The sequence below is a fragment of the Pseudoalteromonas sp. QJM3NY_22 genome, from assembly GCF_056173065.1.
The window spans coordinates 1904602-1926417 of the sequence record NZ_CM149655.1; the positions used below are offsets into that span (position 1 = coordinate 1904602).

Below are 21816 nucleotides of genomic sequence, written 5' to 3' on the forward strand. Positions count from 1 at the left end.
GATGGCTGCTATTTAGTAAAGTTTATTTTACTAAATAGCATTTTTATTCATTCTAACGAAGGTTAAAAATGATGGCATTTTTTAATCCACACAAGTTTTATAAATTACCTGCAATGTCTGCAATTGTAGTATTAATGGTTGCATGTAGCTCATCAACCCCAAATAGCAGTGAAAACAACGCTAACCCCCTCGCTGTAAACAACATTGATTTATGGCCAAAAGTTCAATCTCCAATTTTATATAATAAAAATAACACGAAATTTGTTAATGATTTAATTAGCAAAATGACTGATGAAGAAAAAGTTGGTCAAATTATTCAAGCAGAAATTCAAGTTATTACGCCAGAACAAGCCAAGAAATACCATATAGGATCTATTTTAAATGGAGGAGGCTCAGTACCTAACCGTTCTGAAAATGCATCCGCAAAAGATTGGGCTGAATTTGCAGATAAATTTTATTTAAGCTCAATAGATAAAACGGGCGGACGCGCGGGTATTCCTATTATTTGGGGTACTGATGCGGTGCATGGCCATGGTAACTTAGTTGGTGCAACTTTGTTTCCTCATAACATAGGTTTAGGCGCAACGCGTAATCTTGAGCTTATTAAAGCAATAGGTGAGGCAACTGGACAAGAAGTGAGAGCATCGGGTATTGAGTGGGTTTTTGCGCCAACCTTAGCTGTGGCAAGAAATGATCGATGGGGGCGTACTTACGAAAGCTATTCAGAAAATCCCGCTTTAGTTGCACAATTTGCTCAAGCAATGGTGTTAGGTTTGCAAGGTGAGCCTAATAGCCCCTCTTTTTTAGATGAACGTCATGTTGCGGCAACAGCAAAACATTTTTTAGCTGATGGTGGAACACAAGGCGGCGATGATCAGGGTAACGCTGTGATGAGTGAAAAGCAGTTAGTGACTATTCATAATGCCGGTTATCCGAAAGCCATTGAAGCCGGCGTTCAGTCGGTTATGGCAAGCTTTTCATCCTTTAACGGGGTAAAAATGCATGGTAATAAATACCTATTAACAGATGTATTAAAATCACGAATGAACCTTGATGGTTTTGTTGTTGGTGATTGGAATGGTCACGGACAAGTTCCTAATTGTACTAACGATTCGTGCGCGAAATCAGTGAACGCGGGTATAGATTTATTAATGGCTCCTTATGATTGGCTGAAACTGTATGAAAATACATTAGCACAAGTACATTCGGGTGAAATTAGTCAACAACGACTCAATAACGCAGTGAAGCAAATTTTACTTGTGAAGAAGCGATTAGGCTTATTTGATGGTGTTAAGCCTTCTGAGCGTAAGTTAGGGGCGAACAATGATCTTATCGGCACTAAATCACACCGCGACATTGCACGTCAAAGCGTCAGAGAAAGCTTAGTCTTATTAAAAAATAACAAAAATCTGTTACCGCTTAAGCCAAATCAAACCATTTTAGTTGCAGGTACACACGCTGATGATATAGCAAAACAAGCGGGCGGCTGGAGCGTAACGTGGCAAGGTGCAGACCTTGAAAATAGTCGTTTCCCTGGCGCAACGAGCATTTTTCAGGGAATTAAAGAGCAAGCGGCTAAAAACGGTAGCAACGCTTTTTTATCAGTTGATGGTCATTTTGATAAAAAACCAGATGTTGCAATCGTAGTCTTTGGTGAAACCCCTTATGCAGAAGGCCAAGGGGATATTAATACTTTAGAATTTGAAGCCGGAAATAAAAAATCATTAGTACTTTTAAAACACTTAAAAAATCAAGGTATACCAGTTGTGTCTGTGTTTATATCGGGACGTCCGCTGTGGGTTAACCCTGAAATTAACGCATCAGATGCGTTCGTTGCAGCATGGTTACCAGGCTCAGAAGGGCGTGGTGTTGCCGAAGTGTTACTAAGTAATAAACAAGGGAAACCTAATGCTGATTTTATGGGGAAATTGTCATTTTCTTGGCCTAAATTACCCACTCAAGATGAATTAAATATAGGTAATAAGCATTATGACCCATTATTTGCATACGGTTATGGATTAACCTACCAAGATGGCAAGACACTTGGGAAATTAGATGAAGACGTACCCGGTGTATCAAACGGCAAACCGCAGAATATTAATTTATATGTTGGTAGACCTTTACAGCCTTGGCATGTCGTGATCAAAAGTCCTGACAGTGATCAGCTTCTAAGTGGTGCATTTGCTGAATTAACCGATGGTAAAGTTAAAGTAACAACGTCAGATAAAGATGTACAAGAAGATGCATTAACGTTTTCTTATAAAGGCACTTGGTTTAGTAGTTTATATCTCTCTCATGGTCATGCACTTAATTTACAACCGTTTGTAAAACAAGGGGTTGTTACTTTTGATGTGCGTATTGATGATATTAAAAACTCAGCATTGGATCTGGTGATTGGATGTGGTGAGGATTGCCAGTCTAAATTACGTTTAAGAGAGTGGGCAATTGCTCACGAAGGTAAAGGATGGCAACATTTAGCGATTCCTATGCAATGTTTTATGCAAACGGGTGCTGATTTTAGCCAAGTTGATAAACCATTCTCTTTAGAAGCTGGTGGGAAAGGGCAACTAGCAGTGGCTAATATTAAGTTTGAGCTAAACACGAAGGGCAATTTCACCTGCCCTGATATTGCTGAACTTTCTACAATGGCCACTCCGTTAAATGAATACTGGTCGCAAGATTGGTGGCCCGCCCGACATAAAGAAAAAGTCGCCTTAGCCAAAAAGGGCAATATAGACTTACTTATGGTAGGAGATTCTATTACCCACAATTGGGAAAATGAAGCGGGACAGCCAGTTTGGCAAGAGAACTTTGCTGATATAAATACGCTCAACATTGGATTTGGTGGCGACCGAACAGAAAATGTTTTATGGCGATTAGAACACGGCGAAGTGAGTGGGATTTCACCTAAATTGGCGGTGGTCATGATTGGTACTAATAATACAGGTCATCGAATGGACCAACCTGCGTATATAGCAAAAGGTGTTAATGAAATTATTAACGAACTTAAACAACAGTTACCTAAAACACAGATTTTATTAACCGCTATTTTCCCTCGGGGTGAGCATCCGGATGATAAATTAAGGCTTAATAACCAACAGGTAAATAAAGAGCTTGAAAAAATAGCCTTAAAGCAAAATATATTATTCACTAACGCTAATGAGTCTTTTATAACTAAAACGGGTAAGTTAAGTGAGCAGATTATGCCTGATCACTTGCACCCGAATGCCGAAGGCTACAAAATATGGGCAAAGCAACTTACGCCCTATATTAATAAATATGTTAGATGACCAGTTGGATCGTATTTAAGGTCTGTTTATCTATCGAGGTTAAATTTTCAGCAGTGCGTTTGGTTTTTAGGCAAGGCAGCGCCTATGATGTGTGGTTATTCCCCATAAATAGGCGATAATGCAGCTAAATGCCAAACACACGGTGCCCGAAGGGTGCGTTTTGTTGCCTGCCTGCGTGGATGTAAGTAAGGGGCGTGAGCAAGACGCGGAAGCTTTACTCTGTTCTTACTTAGCCCACTAGATTACACACCTTTTAATTCTGAACGCTCAACAGACCCTAATATAAAAAGGCTTAATTATGAAAGTCAGTAAAATAATAACAAAATATGCACTACGTTTTATCGTTGCGCTAGGCTGCCTGTTATCATATGGCGTACTAGCCGATGAACAAGTGGTGGCAACCAAACTTAATTTTCAGTATACCGGACGTATTGATTTTAGTAACGGACAAGCGCCTAGCATATCTTGGCCAGGTACTAGCGTTAAAGGTGCTTTTACGGGTACCAAGCTAAGTATTGTTTTGGATGACCAATTAGGCAAAAATTATTTTAATGTGTTTATTGATGGCGCTAATGAACCAACTAAAATAATTGCATGTAAGCAAGGTGAGCACACTTATTTAATTGCAGATAATTTAAGTGAAACGCAAACCCATACTTTTACTTTATTTAAACGAACTGAAGGTGAAGAAGGACGTACACACTTTCAGAGAATTAAGCTAAGTGATGGGAGCAAACTATTAGCAAAGCCTGAAAAGCCAACGCGTAAAATTGAATTTTATGGTGATTCAATCACAAGTGGCATGGGAAATGAAGCAAAAATAGGGGAAGCAGATCATATTATATCGCAAAAAAATAATTACCTTGCCTATGGTGCCATTACCGCTCGGAATCTAAACGCCCAATATGTTGATATTTCACAAAGTGGCATTGGGGTGATGATAAGCTGGTTTGATTTCACAATGCCTGATTTTTATAACCAACTTGATGCTGTAGGCGATAATGACACTGGATGGGATTTCAAACAGTGGCAACCTGATGTGGTTGTGGTTAACTTATTTCAAAACGATAGTTGGCTTATTGATCGGGAAAAGCGAATGCAACCCACGCCGACAAAACAGCAGATTATTAAAGCATATATAGACTTTATTGCAAAAATTCGCGCTGTTTATCCTAACGCTTATATAGTGGCTGCATTGGGGAGTATGGATGCAACAAAACAAGGTTCACCTTGGCCAAATTATATCGCAGCGGCTGTGACGCAATTTAAACAAACATATGATGATCAAAAAATTGCAACCCTTATTTTTCCATTTGAAGGTTTTGGTCAGCACCCGCGGCTTATCCATCATCAAAAAAATGCAAAAATTTTAACCGCATTTATTAAAGAAAAAATGCACTGGTAGTAAAGGCATTATTACCTTTTCAGGATTAAGGTTTATTCATTTTAGTGGCAATTTAATCGCAGCGTGAGTTTGATATTCATGTGTTGTTATCGTCTTTTTAGATGGTAACTACGCTGCCCAACCTAAAAAACAACCCCCCGATCTACATGTTTAACCTCGAAAAATAATCAGACTCTAAATAAAAATGTATCCCCGTAATAGGGAAACATTTTTTGTTTAGAAAAATAAAGCAATGAAACTACAAAATAAGATAATTTATTAACTTTTTAATAAAGTTAATATAATAGGTGAGGTTAACTTTATAGGGCTGGCATCAGGTAACGTTTTTAAATAAATTGATACTTTATTTAAAGCTTACAGCATGTGCCAGCAGAGTTCTTAGTTTGAGTGATGTAGATAACTATGGCAGTAAGTGTGATTCATAAAATAGATCTTATCATTAAGGCATTATGCGCGTGTTTATGTGGGTGTGTGTTATCGTTTTTTAGCTACGCAGCTAAAACACATACAGATATAAAACAAGAGCCAGATAGCTTAACTATCCAATTTAGTCAACCAGGGCAAGATTGGGAATCAGAAACATTACCTATCGGTAATGGGGCTATTGGTGCAAGCGTGTTAGGTGGTGTTGCGAAAGATAGTGTACAGTTTAGTGAAAAAACACTTTGGACTGGCGGGCCTGGCTCTATTCAAGGTTATGATTTTGGTATTGCAAAAAAATCAGAAAATTATCCTACACGAATTAAAGAAATACAAAACGCACTTCAAAAAGGAACACAACTTGACCCTGAGTTTGTTGCTGAAAAATTAGGCCGAAATTATACCGGCTATGGCAGCTTTCAAAGTTTTGCGAATATAGTTTTAAGCTTTGATCATACATTGAATCAAGTTACAGATTATAAACGTAAACTTAATTTAGATAATGCAATGGCATCAGTTCAATATAATTATAATAAAGTTCATTATAAACGTGAGTACTTTGTTAGTTATCCTGATCAAGTTATTGCGATAAAACTATCCAGTGATATAGCAAATAAGTTAAATTTGTCGGTTGACTTAGCATTGCCAAGCAACCGGACACAAACCAAAACCACTCGTTTTATTAGTCAAAATAATGAACAATCAATTGCAAAGATGACAGTAAAAGGGCAGTTGCATGATAACAAACTGGATTATTTTTCGAGTATGGCAGTGGTTACTGAGCAAGGCCATGTCTCACTGAGTAACAATAAAATTAATATTAAATCAGCTAGTTCTGTGTGGTTAGTATTAAGTGCTGCCACTAGTTATGCACCTAAATACCCTCATTATCGTGGTGAAATGCCAGAGCCCAAAGTGACCGGCAGGGTTAATCATGCACTTAACTTGGGGTTTTCTAATTTAAAACAGCGTCATGTTGATGACTACCAGTCATTATTCAAACGCGTGTCACTGAACCTTCAACAGCAAGTCACACACTTACCTATCAACGATTTATTACAGCGTTATAAAAGTAATAAATTAGCCCCCGCTGAGCGACGTTCGTTGGAAGTTTTATATTATCAATTTGGCCGTTATTTACTAATTGCTTCTTCCCGAAAAGGCTCTTTACCGGCTAATTTGCAAGGTGCTTGGAACAATTATGAGTCGGCTCCTTGGAATAGTGATTACCACGTTAATATTAATTTACAAATGAACTATTGGCTTGCTGATGCCACTAATTTATCAGAACTAAACGACCCCTTATTTGATTTTATTGACTCATTAGTCGCCTCTGGTGAGCTATCAGTAAAACGTTTCTTTGGCACCACTGGTTGGACACTCTTTTTGAATACTAACATTTGGGGATTTAGTGGTTTAATTAAATGGCCAACGGCCTTTTGGCAACCAGAAGGGGGAGCATGGATTGCACTGCATTATTATGACCATTACTTATTTAACCAAAATAGAGACTTTTTGCAACAACGTGCCTACCCATTATTAGCAAAAGCCAGCGACTTTTGGTTAAACACGCTAGTCTATGAAAAAAGCAGCGACAGTTATTTTGTTTCACCGAGTTATTCTCCTGAGCATGGCTCGTTCACCAAAGGGGCTGCTATGTCTCAGCAAATTGTTGCATCATTATTAAGCAATACATTATCGGCCGCCATTATTGTTAACGACATAGCAATGCAAAAAAGAATTAAGCCGGTACTTTTAAAACTAAACAAAGGCTTAAAAATTGGTTCGTGGGGGCAGTTACAAGAGTGGCAACAAGATTTAGACGACCCTGAATCTCAGCACCGCCATCTTTCGCATTTATTTGCATTACACCCAGGCAATACTATTTCGCCTATTTCAACACCTGAACTTGCGCACGCTGCAGAAGTATCATTACGTGCTCGTGGAAACGCTGGCACAGGGTGGAGCAAAGCATGGAAAATAAATTTTTGGGCTCGCTTATTTGATGGCAACCATGCACACACATTGCTGACCGAACAATTAAACCACTCAACTTTAGCTAATCTATGGGATAACCATCCCCCTTTTCAAATTGATGGTAATTTTGGCGCAACAGCAGGAATAACAGAAATGCTTTTGCAAAGCCGACACAACGAAATACATCTTTTGCCTGCACTCCCTACCGATTGGCCCGATGGTTATATATCTGGCTTAAAAGCGCGAGGTAATGTGGAGGTGGGTATACGTTGGAAGCATGGTCAAATAACACATGCAACAATAAAGCCGGCAGTACAACAGCAACTTTACATTCGTGCTAATTCGTTTAATAAGAATACGCAAGTAATTGACCAATTAGGTATTAAAGTAGACAGCCACTTCTTCAATGGAGGGTTAATGTTTACAGCAACTGGAGGGAATAACTATCGAATTATTTCTGAATAATAAACAGTGGCTGGCGTATTAATTATACTGCTAAGCTTTAAATAAAAACAGATAACAATGGCACAGATAAGACATGTAAATGTCTTAAAAGTCAGAGGGTAATTATGAAACACTGTACTGAACACACACAAAATGATTTTCAAAAAAAATTCAAATTAACACCAACGTCATTGCTTGTACTGACGACATTAGGAGTACTTTTACCGACATTCTCTTATGCGCAAGAAGAGCCACAGACGCAAACAAAACAAAATAAAGATGCTGAGGCTAAAGTAGAAGACGATATGGAAGTTATTGCAGTTACAGGATTACGTTCATCAGTTATTGCCTCGCAAGCGCGAAAGCTTGATTCTGATAAAATTATGGATGGTATTACCTCAGAAGATATGAGCGCATTACCAGACAACAGTATTACTGAAACACTTCAACGCGTTGTCGGTGTTGCTATTGACCGTTATATGTCGCAAGACGACCCAGAGCATTTTTCTGTTGAAGGAAACGGTGTAGCAGTACGTGGACTAACACAAGTGAGTAGCCAGCTAAACGGCCGTAGTACGTTTAGTGCAACAGGTGGAAGAACGCTAAGCTTTGGTGATATTCCACCTGAGTTAATGTCAGGTGTTATGGTTTATAAAAGTCCTACGGCGGATCAAATTGAAGGCGGGATAGGCGGAAGTATTGATCTAGAAACACGTAAACCTTTTCAGCAAGATGGGCAGACCTTTGCATTTGATTTATCTGCTAATTATGGTGATTTAGTAAAAGAAACCAAACCATCTTACTCAGCGTTGTATAGTAATAACTGGGACACAGATTTAGGGCGTTTTGGTTTACTATTAGATTATGCTTACTCAGAGCTAACAACCCGTAATGACTCTATGTACGTTAGGCCTTTCTTTAGCCGTACAGATATCACTGGGCATGAAGAGGAAGAGGTTTACATACCTCGCGGTGCCGATTGGCGCAGCATGAATTTTGATAGAGAGCGTCAAGGTCAATATGTCGCGTTTCAATTTGCGCCAAAAGATAACCACGAGTTTACCTTTACTTACTTTAAAAGTAACTACGATATGACATGGAATGAAGATGCCATATTCGTAGGGAATGACGCGTTGGCTATTCAAGTTGAACCTGGTGCGACTTTTAATTCAAATGGTGTCATTGAAACAGGGCGTTTATATCAACCAGGCAGTGGTATTTCTATGGGGTCGGATGTACGAGTATCAACGCAAGACTCTCAAACACAAGACTTTTCACTTGAATATAAATACTACAACGACATGCTTGAGTTTTCGGCATCTGCGCAATATGTAAAATCTGACTCATCAGGGTTTGATTCCACAGTGGCTACAGAAGTTCTTGTACCTTACATTGATATTGATCTATCGGGTGATTTACCAAATATATCATCAGATAATAGTTATTTATCGAATACCGCTAACTACACTTGGAACTTTTCGCAAGATCAACTCTACGATCGTCAAGGTGACATGTTAGCGCTGCAAGCGGATACTAAACTCTATTTAGATAATGATACATTCCAAGCGATTAAATTTGGCGTACGGTACACCGACTCTTCATCAGATAATGCTGATACTGGTTATAACTGGAGCCCGCTTGCCCCTTCTTGGTTGAATCTTATTGAAGGGAATGCAGTTCCAGACAGCGCCGATCTTACTTTAAACTCATTTAACAACTTTTTTGGGGGGGATGTGCCTTCACCATCAAGTGTTTATGCACCTAATGCACGTTATGCGCTTGATTATCCAGCAAGTTATGCACAATTGAATGACAAGTTTGTATACGATGAAAATAGTCAATGGGCTTATTGGAATCAGCGTAAATTAACGGATCCTCAATACCAAAATAATCAATCAGAAGAAACCGTTGCAGCCTATGTTATGGTTAATTATGCGTTTGACGACCTTACTTATCCAATTGGTGGTAACTTTGGGGTACGTTATGTACGTACAGACAATAGTGCGCAAGGTTATTTAACATACCCGAATGTTGATTTTTTTGGTGCGAATGCGTTTACCCCAACAGATGCTAAAAATAGCTACAGTAATGTCTTACCAAGCTTTAACATGAAAGTAGAATTGACTGAAAGCTTGCTATTACGCTTTGCTGCTGCAAAAGTAATGGCACGTCCAGATTATTCTCAAATGGCTGCAAATCAAGTGCTTAGTGCTAGCTACACCAACGAGTTTAGTGAAGCCTTAAAAGTGGATCCAACGCTTGTTGCAACCCCGCAAGACTATTTATTAAAGTCAAGTTCAGATCAAAATCCTTACTTAGAACCGATGGAATCAACTCAGTTCGATGCGTCTCTTGAATGGTACTATGCAGAAGGAAACTCAGCGTACGTTGCTATATTCACTAAAGACATTGATGGTTATCAATCAAAGCAGGAAGTAACAGAAACCTATGGCGCAGAAGGGCTTGAAAGCTACGATTACAAGGTAACACGACCTGTTAATACTGGCAGTGCAACACTCTCTGGTGCAGAATTTAGTATTAACCACTTTTTCACCTCGTTACCAGCCCCGTTTAATGGGTTAGGTGTATCAGCCAACTATACTTACATTGATAGCTCTACCGATACAGAGCTTGATACACAGCCGGTTGACACCGATGGTTCAAGCTACGGTGAAATGCCTTATTTTGGTATTTCTAAAAACTCATACAATATAGTCGCCATGTATGAATTAGGCAATGTTCATGTGCGTTTAGCTTATAACTGGCGTAGTAAATACTTAACATCGATTGGTGCTAATGGCTCTAATGGTAGTAACGCAGGCATTGATTGGAAACTGCCGGTTTATAACGAAGCCGCAGGCTTTTTAGATGCTTCTGTATCTTATGATATTAACGAAAATTTCACTGTCTCTTTAGAAGCAAACAACATAACCAATGAAGTGAGTCGTAATATTATGGAGCAAAATGCGTCAGGTAATCACTACAGTGCTTATCATTATAGTGACTCGCGTTATGCGCTATCGTTAAGGGCTCGTTTTTAACTCCATCCCTAAGTCATAAATAAAAATAGTGTTCAAGAATACTATTTTTATTTTCATCGTGTGTAAGTACACTCTTAGTTAGTTTTCTAAGATTGATCCCCAGCACTAAAACTGGACACAATACTAAGCAATATTCTTTAGTTCAAATGCTTCTGGGCTGAGGATAGCCATTAGCACTATGCCTTCTTGTTTTGTTGTAATCAACTTCAATGTATTCAAATACTGCTTGGCGCATTGTTTTCCTATCCATAATTGGCTCCCCATGAATAGCATCGACTTTCAATGAGTCGAAGCGCAGACGTTGTCCCAGCAATTTCCTTTTTTGCTCATGCTTTGTTGTAATTCATAATTTTGTAGTAAGACTACAGAAGTCTCCAGAGCAATATTGACTGTGAACGATAACACCTTTAGGTCGGCCTCTACGGAAAATAGCCATTTTTAACGCATCACACACGAGATCTGCTTTTATTTTGCAACTCACTATGCTAAGACTTATGTTAACAGATGAACGTTGGGGAATCCTTTACAAAGCAATGCTAAGTTCGGGGAGAATTTATGATAAGCCTGTGCATCGAATAATCATGGAAGGAATACTCTATCGAATGCGAACAGGTTTGCCATGGCGTGATTTACCAAAAGAGTTTGGATGCTGGAGTAAGGTTTTTCGTCGATTTAACCTATGGTCAAGTAAGGGGTCTTATCTCATACTTTCAATGTGTTAGCTGATTATGGAGACGTCGAATGGCTCTTTATCGATGGGAGTATTGTCAGTGCTCATCAACATGGAACGGGGGATGCTTCTTCAGCGACCGAAGATATAGGGAAGAGCCGAGGAGGTAACTCAACCAAGAGCCATTTAGCGGCGGCTTACCTGTTTACTTTGAGCTTTCACAAGGGCAAGTAAACGATATCGTTCATGCAAAAAGTTTGGTAAAAAACTCGCAGGGTAATCCCCCCATTTTTAATGGAGGCTATCTGTAGAATTTTCGTTGTTTAACTTTTCCAGTTTTTGTATGGGTGTTATGCCACCTATGCCCATGTTAGGGCGTTCATTATTATAAGTCCATAACCAATCGGTTGCTTTATCTTGTAACTCACTAATATCACTGTAAATATAATGACTTAGCCAGTCATACCTAACCGTGCGATTAAACCGCTCTACATAAGCATTTTGTTGCGGGTTACCTGGTTGAATAAATCGTAATTCAATATTATTATTTAACGCCCACTCTGCTAATTTATGGCTAATATATTCAGGCCCATTGTCACACCTGATAGCTTTTGGCTTACCACGCCATTCTATAATTTGATTGAGTGAGCGGATAACACGCTCAGCGGGGAGTGATAAGTCAGCATCTATTGTGAGTCCTTCGCGATTGAAATCATCAATCACATTGAACAAGCGACACGCTCTGCCATCCGATAATTGGTCGTGCATAAAATCCATTGACCAACATTCGTTAATGGCCTCAGGGACAGTCAATGGTTCAGGCTTCTCCCTTGTTAGACGTTTTCTAGGCTTTATTCGCAGATTCAACTCAAGCTCACGGTAAATACGATAAACGCGCTTATGATTCCATGTGTAGCCTTTAACATTGCGTAAATATAAAAAACATAAACCGAATCCCCAATTACGCTGACATTGGCTTAAATCCAATAGCAACGCTGCAATTTTCTCATTTTCATCAGACAGTTTTGGCGTATAGCGATAGCATGTTTCACTTATCATGAAAGTACGACAGGCTAAGGCAATACTCATTTTATTTGTGCTAACGACTTCATGAGCCAAGACTTTGCGCTCAGAAGCCTTTACCACTTTTTTGCCATTGCCTCCTGAATGACCTCAGATTTTAGCCGCTCTTCTGCATACATTTTCTTTAAACGGCGATTTTCATCTTCAAGCTCTTTCATTCGTGTCATTAAAGACGCATCCATGCCGCCGTATTTAGCGCGCCATTTATAAAAGGTTGAGTTGCCCATACCATGTTCACGGCATAGCTCAGGAATAGGCACGCCGCTTTCTGCTTGTTTTAAAATGGCAAGGATCTGACTGTCTGTAAAATGTGCTTTTTTCATAATTTTCTCCTGTGTTTACAATAAGAGAAAATTCTACGTTTGGCATCTATTATTTTTCGGGGGGATTACCGCAGAAAGCTGAACATGTTGTCGCAGATAAGGGCTATCATAGCGACACTTTTCGTGAAAAAATAGAAAAAATAGAAAAAATAGAAAAAATAGAAAAAATAGAAAAAAGGGAACAGATTCAACAATCCCAAGAAGGAAGAACCAGAAGAAAGGTAATAAGGATGTTGATTGCTGCTTATATAGATACAGACATTTGGTTGAGAATGCATTCGGTAGAATTAAAAATTATCGAGCAATAGCAACAAGATACGATAAATTATCGCGTAATTATTCAAGTATGATTACGTTTAGTTTTTTGATGATGTGGCAGCCAATGCATGAATGATTTATATACAGCAAAGTTCGTTCAAACTAGGGGCTATTTAATCGCGGCGCGAGGTGTAATCTAGTGGGCTAATACCAACCTGCATAAATCTTTGATCAGTTTAACGAATTAAATTGCACTATCACGTCGTTAAAATTTTTTCCTAGTTCTAGCGTAATTTTCTTAACGTTAAATAGACCCCATATATAAGCAGATTGGTATAAGTAAAAACCGAGCAACAAAGAGGGAATAACCACACTACATAGGCTCTGTCTTACCAAAATACTGCTGTAAATTTAACCTTGAAAGATCAACAGGCCCTAGTCGTTGTTTATTCCATTAAGGGATAAATATGTTTGAAAAATCATCGATATAGCAAAAAATTCAACTAATTTAATGACGCCAATTCCTTGTTTATCCAATCGGTCTTGGTCGAAAGTTCAGAGTTCGGAACAGGCATTAAATTCAATTTCTTAAACGAGATTTAGGTTAACGATACCTTTTCATATAAGACATGGCGAAACCTGCTAACTTTAATCGGTAGCTATAAATGTTAAAGCGAGGGCTTTTGCTTTCATCGCTGCATTTTTATCATTCATCACGTAAGCGCAATTAATAACTCCTTCTTTTAATAAAATGATAACGTCAGTTAAGTGAAGGGCTCGTTGCTGATCTTGAATTATTGAAGTTAACTGGGCTAATACAAACGCTTTAATATTTAGTTTATGTTGCATACACAACTGATAAATATAATTATTATAATCTCCATATTCAGCGGCAGTATTTACAAAAAAACAGCCGTCAAAATCACCTATTTCTTTAACTCTATTATTTATCCAATCACCTAATGCATTGAATATTTTCTCAATAAATTCATTTACAGAATTGGCATTATTAGTCTGACTTTCAAACCACGCCATAAAGCGAATCTCACGTTCAATTACACAGGCCTGTATTAAGGCTTCTTTACTTGAGAAATGATTATAAAGAGTTTTTTTGGCAATACCTGAAGTTGCCAATATTTCATTAATACCTATTACGTGTATGCCTTGTGTGTAAAACAGTGCTAAAGCGGTGTCAATCAATTGATTACGTTTATCTTTTTTTACGGGCATTTTAGCCTCCTAAGGGCTGTTGATCTTTCAAGTATACTTTTTAAACAGCATCGTGAGCGGGTATAATTTACTTCGCCAAAAACAAAAAATAGCGATTCACTATGCTAAGACTAATGTTAACAGATGAACGTTGGGAAATCCTTTACAAAGCAATGCTAAGTTCGGGGAGAATTTATGATAAGCCTGCGCATCGAATAACCGTGGAAGGAATACTCTATCGAATGCGAACAGGTTTACCATAGCGTGATTTACCAAAAGAATTTGGATGCGCTGGAGTAAGGTTTTTCGTCGATTTAACCTATGGTCAAGTAAGAGGGTCTTATCTCATGCTTTCAATGTGTTAGCTGATTATGGAGACTTCGAATGGCTCTTTATCAATGGGAGTATTGTCAGTGCTCATCAACATGGAACGGGGGCTGCTTCTTCAGCGACCGAAGATATAATAGGGAAGAGCCGAGGAAGTAATTCAACCAAGAGCCATTTAGTGGTAGATAGCGGCGGCTTACCTGTATACTTTGAGCTTTCACAAGGGCAAGTAAACGATATCGTTCATGTAAAAAGTTTGGTAGAAAACTCGCCTACAGCTGAACATGTTGTCGCAGATAAGGGCTATATAGCGACTCTTTTCGTGAATAAGTAAAAAATAGGAGCAGATTCAACAATCCCAAGAAGGAAGAACCAGAAGAAAGGTAATAAGGATGTTGATTGGTGCTTATATAGATACAGACATTTGGTTGAGAATGCATTCGGTAGAATTAAAAATTATCGAGCAATAGCAACAAGATACGATAAATTATCGCGTAATTATTCAAGTATGATTACGCTTAGTTTTTTGATGATGTGGCTGCCAATACATGAACAATTTATATACAGCAAAGATCAACAGCTCCTAGAAACATCTCAGTCATCAAAGAAATAAACTTGCATAAGTATACAGTTTTGTCTACCATTGAGTGGTAGACAAACCTGTCTAGCTTGTTGATTTTAACCCTTAACATTTGGAGAAGTATATGGAAAGCCCACGTCCACCTTTACCACCCTTTAACAAAGAAAGTGCAAAAATAAAAGTAAGAGCTGCTGAAAATGGTTGGAATAACAAAAACCCACAAGCTGTTTCATTAGCATATAGCCCTGATAGCGAGTGGAGAAACAGATCGAGTTTTATTCATGGAAGGGCAGAAATAGTCAACTTTTTAAGTAACAAATGGCAAAAAGAGCTAGATTACAAACTGATTAAAGAACTTTGGGCATTTAGTGGAAATCGTATTGCTGTGCGATTTGCTTATGAATATAGAAATGCAGATAATCAATGGTTCCGAGCTTACGGTAATGAAAATTGGGAATTTGATGAACTAGGGCTAATGATAAAACGTTACGCATGTATTAACGATTTAGCGATAGATGAAACGCAACGATTATTTACTTGGGAAGGCGCTGTTCGACCAGATGATTTTCCAACGCTCTCTGAATTAGACCTATAAAGCACACATAGGTTGGATCTTAAGAAAACTTGAAGTTGAACTCTGTTAATGATCAAATAGTTACGTCAATAAAAACATAACCAAAAATAGAGTTCACATGCAGATTAACTAAGTTTCAAATCAATTAAAAGCCCTTATCTAAGAAAAACATCTCATTGAGCTTGCAAAAACCTCTGGATTTCAAGTTCGACACGTTGCCTGTCGAGCGTTTCTCTGCTCAAAGCCGTGTTCAAAAGCTTATCTTGCCTGCAAGACGCTAACTTGTCAGATATGCATCAAAACTTGCGAACGCAGGCTGATTGCACAATAAGTTATAAACCCTTTCATAATCAAATTCGAAAACCAGCCTTAACTGAGCGAGTCCGTGTGCTCGTTATTCAAGCGATGTCTAAATTGACTGTAAACACGCTGGATAATACCAACCTGCATAAATCTTTGATCAATTTAACGAATTAAATTGCACTATAACGTCGTTAAAAATTTTTTATTTAGAACAACTAGATACAAAAACTTTAGCCTAGTTCTAGCGTGATTTTCTTAACGTTAAATAGACCCCATACATAAGCAGATTGGTATAAAACCTTTTTTACCCAGCGAGGAGTACAGCGAGTGTTATTGCAAGATGGTTCTTCATTTGCTCTACATGATGAATTAGCGCAGGTTTTTGCTGGTCGTTTTACTGCTGTAAGTCCTGCCGCAATTGAGTTGCACGTTACCTATGACCTATTTAATGAACAACCCTGCGAAATAGATATTCGTCCTGATGTTGAAACTGAGCGCGCCTTTTTACCAGGTAGCCACACACTTGAAGATACGTTATTACTTGCTGATGCTGGGTATATTACTTTGAGCAAGTAGCTCAAGTTTGACTTAGATGGCGGATATTTTTTGATCAGAGCAAATAAAAACATTAACCCAATCGTTACATCAGCCTATTGCGCGGGTATAGAACTTAAAGAAAAGAACATTAAACTCAAAACGTTACTCAATAAATTCGTAAGCCAACCACTTGAATTAACAGTACGTTGGAAGAAAAATGGGCCCGAGTACAGGCTTATCTATTTACCGAATGAAAAGCGCCCCGTTTTCCTTGTTACTAATTTAAAAGAGGCACAGTTTAGCTTTGACGAGCTACTCGATATATATGCAACTCGTTGGCAAATTGAGTTGTTTTTCAAAGAACTAAAGTCATGGAATAACCTTAAAGGGTTCATCACACGAGATCCTCATATTGCCGAATCATTGGTTTGGCTGAGCATACTGCAAACACTTATCAAGCGTTTTATCTGCCATAGTGCAGCGGGTATGTTTAAGTGTGCGATCTCGACATTTAGAGCGAGTAAGTGCAGTTATCTTTGGTTGGATGATATTCTGGATTGCATAGAACAAACACGGTGCAGCCATAAGATACATCGTGTATTTGAGCTACTAGCGGTAAATTGTAAGCGGCAAAGCATTGAGAAAAACAATGATATTTGCCGTTTTAAGATAGGAAGTCACACGGTCTGTGTTCCTTAAGAACTAAGCTATGTGCTAAGGCTAATGTTGTAGTGGGCGTTAGGGAATCCTTTACAAAGCAATGCTAAGTTCTGGAAGAATTTATGATAAGCCTGTGCACCGAATAACCATGGAAGGAATACTCTATCGAATGCGAGCAGGTTTGCCATTGCGTGATTTACCAAAAGAGTTTGGATGCTGGAGTAAGGTTTTTCGTCGAATTAACCTATGGGCAAGTAAGGGGCCCACCTATTAGAGAGTTCCGGTCAAGTAGGCAGCTGTGTTTTCTTGATATTTTTATTCAAAAGCCAAGTGTTCATATTATTTAAACTCACTTTAAATATGACTGCGCACCTAGTAATGACGTCGATTGGTGTGAATATGTACCAGTCATACAGGCAGCTTAGAAAACTAGTTATAACAATAGGAAGTCCGCAAAGCTGTTCACTGCAACACAACAGGCAAGATGAGAAAGTTCAGCTGGTTAAGTATTATATTATTGAATCACAAAAATATAATGATTAATACCATTCCGCATAAAGATTAAATCTCATCGGGTTTATTCCCCGCCGCTTGCGGCGTAGTATTGAGTGAATTTATACATAAAAGCCATAATGTGACAGTTTTACTTTATCACTTAGTTTTCCCAGCAAAATAGAGAAGAGTAGTTCTTGATGCGGGAGTTGATAGGGCAATCACAGAAATTTGTGTCGAAATAGAAAAACGTTACGAAATCAAATTTTTAGAAATTGGGACGGATGAAGAGCATATTCATTTTTTAGTTCAGTCAGTTCCAACCTACAGCATTACAAAGTTGGTAACGATGATTAAAAGTTTAACGGCAAGAGAGGTTTTTAAAAAGTGCCCTCATGTTAAAAAGCAGTTATGGGGTGGAGAGTTTTGGTCTGATGGTTATTTTGCAAGTACGGTAGGAAAACATGGTGACGAATCAATGATAAGAAAGTATGTGAAAAACCAAGGAAATAATTATGACCAACTTCATTCGGATCATCAATTAGCTATGTTCTAACCAAATACCCCGCTCACGAAGTGAGTTCTGCGTTAGCAGAAGGGCTTTGCCCCGGGGATGTTTATTGAAATGAACTGATTCCATGCTTTTGACTTCACATAGTTTGCTAGACACCTAATGAGTTACATTGTAACTTCTAATAAGAGGTGTTTTATGAGCAAAGGTAAACCTTATACCCAAGAGTTTAAAGAAGCGGCTGTTAAACAAATTACTGAGTGTGGATATTCAGTTGCAGAAGTCGCTGAACGATTAGATATTTGTACCAAAACACTATACCACTGGCGGAGCCAGTTATCAGATAAACCTAAAGTCGTTTAATCATCCGATGAAAAACTTAAGATCGCTAAATTAGAGGCACAATTGAAATGTGTCATGGAGGAACAGGACATTTTAAAAAAGGCCGCAAGGTACTTTGCCAGCAACCCCGAGTAAAGTACGACTTCATTTGTGATGACCAAGATGAGTTTTCCATCACTGCGATGTCCCCCCTTTTCAAGCTGCATCGTAGTGGTTTTTATGCGTGGTTAAAAAAGCCTATAAGCGATAGAGCGATTGAAGATAATCGCTTGTTGAAGCTCATTTAACCGTTTTATGTAGCCAGTGGCGGTACGTATGGTAGCCCTTGGTTACATGCAGACTTACGTGAAGCTGGTGAGCAATGCAGCGTAAATCGTGTTGCTTAGATTATGCGACAACATAAGTTTAAAGCGCAAATTGGGTATAAGTGTCGCAATATTAAAGGTGGTAAGACATCGCGAATTGCAGATAACTTATTAGCACGTCAATTTAACCCGCCAGCGCCAAACAAATCGTGGGTGAGCGACATAACTTACATAAGAACCTATGAAGGTTTTTTATATGTGGCAACAGTGATGGATTTATTCTCTAGGCGTATTTTGGGTTGGTCGATGGATAAAAACATGGATAAGTACCTTGTTATAAACGCACTATTGATGGCTGTATATCAACGTCAACCGAAGGCAGAGGTAATAAAAAAGCTTTCAGCAACCGCATTATCATGACAGTTCCCGGCGCGGCTCATCGAAGGCACAAGATTATGTTCTTTCATAAATGCGAGATAGTCAGCACTACCGTATTGACTACCTTGATCACTGTGCACCATTACGATTAAAAAGCGAATAATTAAGCGTAAGATATACTCAACACGCGAAGATGCGAAAGCTGAGATATTTAATTTTATAGAAATGTTTTACAATCCAAAAAAGCGCCATTCACACACAGGCGTTGTTTGAGGAAGCGTACTATTCTGAGTTAAAAACTGTCTAGTGAAAGCTGGGAAGTCCAGATTGTCATTGTTTTTGACATCTATTTTCTAACTTTCAATCGGTAAGGAGGGCACCGTTTGGTTTGGGTAGTGGTCAAAAAAATATGTGCAAAAAAATGTGAATTTGGCTTAAAGGCACATGGGCACGAGATTGGGCACAAAATTCCTTTTTTGTTTTATTCTCAGTTGATTTATTGCGTTACAAATCTCATGAAGTTTAACAATAAAAAATTTGTAACTATTCAGCCACATTTTCAATAAATATATCAGGTAACTGATTTTTGAAGAGTAATTCAAGGGCTAGGCTTGCTGATACATGCTGTTTTCTGCAAGTCGAGAGGTAGCTTCTGATTAAACAAAACATCTCTGCACCTTGCATGCTTCTGAAGCACCCAGATATCTTTTGATGAACCTTGGTCATCCTAATATCATTCTCACCTTGGTTGTTGCTAAAAGGCACCGCTGTTTCCGTCATGAACCGTAAGACATCATCTTGATAATCTCTTAACCGCTCTAACAACGCTCTAGACTTTGTTCGTTTCAATCTGCCTCGCTGGCCTTTTACTCGGCTGTTTCTATCCGGTGGAGGGCATTTAATGTCACCTTGAGCCAATATTTGTTGATATTTCTCTATATAGTGAGCTTTTGTGTCTGCATCTAGCTCGGGGTTATCTATTTGATGTTTATTGATTTCAGTCAGTAGGGTTTGCAAATCCTTTGCCCATTGCATACCGTCTTGCTCCCATGCCCTTTCTAACTCTCGGATATGATGTGCATTACACAAGGCATGTTGGCACTGTGTATATTGATAATACGGTTTCCAGTGGTCGTGGCATAGTACCCCAGTAAAGTGAGGTAAAATATCGGCGTCATCCATCGCTATTTTCCCTCTTTTCTCATGCGGGTAAAAATACGTCCACCACGTCGTTGATGCACCATGAAGCCATCGTCGTTTACCACCTATATTAATCCCCGTTTCATCAACGTGTAAGGCTTGATAAGTCGTTTTCAGGGCTTTCTTGAGCGCGGCTTCTGCGCCGGAGGACTTTACCAAGGCCGCTGCTTGTTCATTAAAGTTAAATAAACTACCCGCACTGATTGGAGAGTTATTGTCAAATCTGGTGTATGAGCTCATCTTGATGCTCTGTTTGATCTTGAGTTATTCTTTCGCCGTCTTTAAATTTTACCCCTGTAATTACTTCAGCCAGTAGCTTAAACCCTCGCAAGCGGTACCATTTTTTCTCTGCCGACTGCGCGAGTTTAAAAACCATCATTAAGGTGGTTGTCCGGCTGCCACAACTCTTCACTTTATGCGTTCTCAGCCTTACCGTCGCAAACGTTGACTCTATCGGATTACTCGTTCTTATGTGCATCCAATGCTCAGCAGGATAATCATAAAATGCCAGCATTTCATCTTTATCCTTCATCAAGCAATCCGTCGCTTTTGGGTATTTGACTGAGTAATTTTTAACAAATAAATCATACGCTTTATAAGCAGAAGCTCGACTCTCTGCCATCCAGATATCTTGTAAATTCGCTTTGATTTTAGGTTGCATTGATTTCGGCACTTTGTTTAGCACATTCGCGATTTTATGCACCCAGCAACGTTGATGTTGGGTTGTTGGCCATACTTTGGTGAGGGCATTCCAAAACCCCAGCGCACCATCCCCTATGGCCAATTTTGGTGGTATTGTTAGACCCTGTGAGCGCAGTTGATTTAACACTTCAGTCCAGCTCTGCTCAGACTCACGAACCCCGTCAACCACCGCCAATAGCTCCTTTCTGCCCGTTTCATCTACCCCCATAATTACCAGTAAGCACAGCTTATCATCCATTCGAATTTTACTGTAAATCCCATCGGCCCAGATATACACATATCGACGTTTAGCCAAGGAACGTTTAGACCACTGCTGATACTCCGTTTCCCAGGTGGATTTCAACCGAGAGACACTATTGGCCGACAAACCTTTGGCTTGCTCGCCTAAAAGAGACACTAAAGCGGGCTGCATATCACCCGTCGAAATTCCTCGTAAATAGAGCCATGGGATCAGCTCTTCGATATTTTTTGTCCGTTTCAGATAAGGCGGGATCAAGGCACTATTGAATTTAATGCCTTCCTTTTTTCGATCCCTGACTTTAGGTATTTTGACCTCAATATCACCAAGGCCTGTTTGGATCGTACGCTCAGGCTGGTGACCATTTTTGACGATCCGCTGAAGTCCCTCGACGGTCTCATGCTGGTATTGAGCCAATAAAACAGCCAACTCAGCCTCAATCGCTTGAGCTAACAACTGCTGCGCCCCGCTTTTAAGCAACTGCTCTAACGGATTGTCTGGTTTTTCAATGGAAATAACATTATCATTTTCAGTCATTGCGATGTCT

General features: G+C 39.0%; 14 protein-coding genes and 8 pseudogenes. 16 read left to right on the forward strand and 6 right to left on the reverse strand.

What is annotated here, in order from left to right; genetic code table 11:
* The first annotated feature begins 68 nt into the window (after positions 1 to 68).
* The 4 genes from AC0VZ4_RS08460 (at position 69) to AC0VZ4_RS08475 (ending at position 10577) form a co-directional block, all read left to right on the forward strand.
* A complete protein-coding gene (locus AC0VZ4_RS08460) occupies positions 69 to 3290 on the forward strand; it encodes a glycoside hydrolase family 3 N-terminal domain-containing protein (protein ID WP_475441448.1) in 3222 nt (1073 codons plus the stop codon).
* 298 nt (positions 3291 to 3588) lie between these two features.
* Positions 3589 to 4695, forward strand: coding sequence for an SGNH/GDSL hydrolase family protein (locus AC0VZ4_RS08465; protein ID WP_475441449.1), 1107 nt, complete (start codon positions 3589 to 3591; stop codon positions 4693 to 4695).
* Between the two features lie 414 nt (positions 4696 to 5109).
* Entirely contained in the window at positions 5110 to 7557 is a 2448-nt protein-coding gene (locus AC0VZ4_RS08470) for a glycoside hydrolase family 95 protein (RefSeq protein ID WP_475441450.1), read from the forward strand.
* A 104-nt stretch (positions 7558 to 7661) separates the two neighbouring features.
* A complete protein-coding gene (locus AC0VZ4_RS08475) occupies positions 7662 to 10577 on the forward strand; it encodes a TonB-dependent receptor (protein WP_475441451.1) in 2916 nt (971 codons plus the stop codon).
* A gap of 123 nt (positions 10578 to 10700) precedes the next feature.
* Here AC0VZ4_RS08475 and AC0VZ4_RS08480 read toward each other — a convergent pair.
* Positions 10701 to 11049 (reverse strand): annotated as a pseudogene (locus AC0VZ4_RS08480) (IS3 family transposase); the annotation flags it as partial.
* Positions 11050 to 11059: 10 nt separating this feature from the next.
* On the opposite strand from AC0VZ4_RS08480, the pseudogene AC0VZ4_RS08485 reads away from it, so the two are divergent.
* Positions 11060 to 11552, forward strand: a pseudogene (locus AC0VZ4_RS08485) (IS5 family transposase); the annotation flags it as partial.
* On the opposite strand, the gene AC0VZ4_RS08490 reads toward AC0VZ4_RS08485, so the two are convergent.
* Positions 11539 to 12653, reverse strand: a protein-coding gene (locus AC0VZ4_RS08490) for an IS3 family transposase (protein WP_475440334.1) whose coding sequence is annotated in 2 segments (ribosomal slippage) — positions 11539 to 12401 and positions 12401 to 12653 — 1116 coding nt in all. Because the reading frame shifts where the segments join, the coding sequence is not laid out codon by codon here. The pseudogene AC0VZ4_RS08485 and the gene AC0VZ4_RS08490 sit on opposite strands and share 14 nt — an antisense overlap.
* A gap of 71 nt (positions 12654 to 12724) precedes the next feature.
* Between AC0VZ4_RS08490 and AC0VZ4_RS08495 the strand changes: the two are divergent.
* Positions 12725 to 13047, forward strand: a pseudogene (locus AC0VZ4_RS08495) (transposase); the annotation flags it as partial.
* 512 nt (positions 13048 to 13559) lie between these two features.
* Here the strand turns inward: AC0VZ4_RS08495 and AC0VZ4_RS08500 are convergent.
* A complete protein-coding gene (locus AC0VZ4_RS08500; protein ID WP_475441452.1) occupies positions 13560 to 14141 on the reverse strand; it encodes a TetR/AcrR family transcriptional regulator in 582 nt (193 codons plus the stop codon).
* Positions 14142 to 14242: 101 nt separating this feature from the next.
* On the opposite strand from AC0VZ4_RS08500, the pseudogene AC0VZ4_RS08505 reads away from it, so the two are divergent.
* The 9 genes and pseudogenes from AC0VZ4_RS08505 to AC0VZ4_RS08545 all read left to right on the forward strand — a co-directional run bounded on the left by AC0VZ4_RS08505 (position 14243) and on the right by AC0VZ4_RS08545 (position 19171).
* Positions 14243 to 15060 (forward strand): annotated as a pseudogene (locus tag AC0VZ4_RS08505) (IS5 family transposase).
* A 91-nt stretch (positions 15061 to 15151) separates the two neighbouring features.
* Entirely contained in the window at positions 15152 to 15622 is a 471-nt protein-coding gene (locus AC0VZ4_RS08510; RefSeq protein ID WP_475441453.1) for a nuclear transport factor 2 family protein, read from the forward strand.
* Positions 15623 to 15847: 225 nt separating this feature from the next.
* Positions 15848 to 16078, forward strand: a complete 231-nt coding sequence (locus AC0VZ4_RS08515) for a hypothetical protein (RefSeq protein WP_475441454.1) — start codon at positions 15848 to 15850, stop codon at positions 16076 to 16078.
* 153 nt (positions 16079 to 16231) lie between these two features.
* Positions 16232 to 16480 carry a hypothetical protein gene (locus AC0VZ4_RS08520; protein ID WP_475441455.1) on the forward strand — a complete coding sequence of 83 codons (249 nt, stop codon included), beginning with the start codon at positions 16232 to 16234 and terminating at the stop codon, positions 16478 to 16480.
* Positions 16481 to 16510: 30 nt separating this feature from the next.
* Positions 16511 to 17140: a transposase gene (locus AC0VZ4_RS08525; protein ID WP_475441456.1), complete on the forward strand. Its 630-nt coding sequence runs from the start codon at positions 16511 to 16513 to the stop codon at positions 17138 to 17140.
* A gap of 61 nt (positions 17141 to 17201) precedes the next feature.
* Positions 17202 to 17363, forward strand: a pseudogene (locus AC0VZ4_RS08530) (transposase); the annotation flags it as partial.
* 342 nt (positions 17364 to 17705) lie between these two features.
* Positions 17706 to 18149 (forward strand): annotated as a pseudogene (gene tnpA, locus AC0VZ4_RS08535) (IS200/IS605 family transposase).
* A gap of 153 nt (positions 18150 to 18302) precedes the next feature.
* Positions 18303 to 18467: a transposase gene (locus AC0VZ4_RS08540; RefSeq protein ID WP_475441457.1), complete on the forward strand. Its 165-nt coding sequence runs from the start codon at positions 18303 to 18305 to the stop codon at positions 18465 to 18467.
* A 368-nt stretch (positions 18468 to 18835) separates the two neighbouring features.
* Complete coding sequence (locus AC0VZ4_RS08545) at positions 18836 to 19171, forward strand: DDE-type integrase/transposase/recombinase (RefSeq protein ID WP_475441458.1); 336 nt, start codon at positions 18836 to 18838, stop codon at positions 19169 to 19171.
* On the opposite strand, the pseudogene AC0VZ4_RS08550 reads toward AC0VZ4_RS08545, so the two are convergent.
* Positions 19141 to 19275: pseudogene (locus AC0VZ4_RS08550) on the reverse strand (IS3 family transposase); the annotation flags it as partial. The gene AC0VZ4_RS08545 and the pseudogene AC0VZ4_RS08550 sit on opposite strands and share 31 nt — an antisense overlap.
* Positions 19276 to 19288: 13 nt before the next feature.
* Between AC0VZ4_RS08550 and AC0VZ4_RS08555 the strand changes: the two are divergent.
* A complete protein-coding gene (locus tag AC0VZ4_RS08555) occupies positions 19289 to 19402 on the forward strand; it encodes an IS3 family transposase (RefSeq protein ID WP_475441633.1) in 114 nt (37 codons plus the stop codon).
* Positions 19403 to 19672: 270 nt separating this feature from the next.
* On the opposite strand, the pseudogene tnpC reads toward AC0VZ4_RS08555, so the two are convergent.
* Together tnpC and AC0VZ4_RS08565 are read right to left on the reverse strand one after the other, a co-directional pair.
* Positions 19673 to 20536: pseudogene (gene tnpC / locus AC0VZ4_RS08560) on the reverse strand (IS66 family transposase); the annotation flags it as partial.
* Between the two features lie 10 nt (positions 20537 to 20546).
* Positions 20547 to 21806: an IS256 family transposase gene (locus AC0VZ4_RS08565; RefSeq protein ID WP_475439694.1), complete on the reverse strand. Its 1260-nt coding sequence runs from the start codon at positions 21804 to 21806 to the stop codon at positions 20547 to 20549.
* Positions 21807 to 21816: the final 10 nt, after the last annotated feature.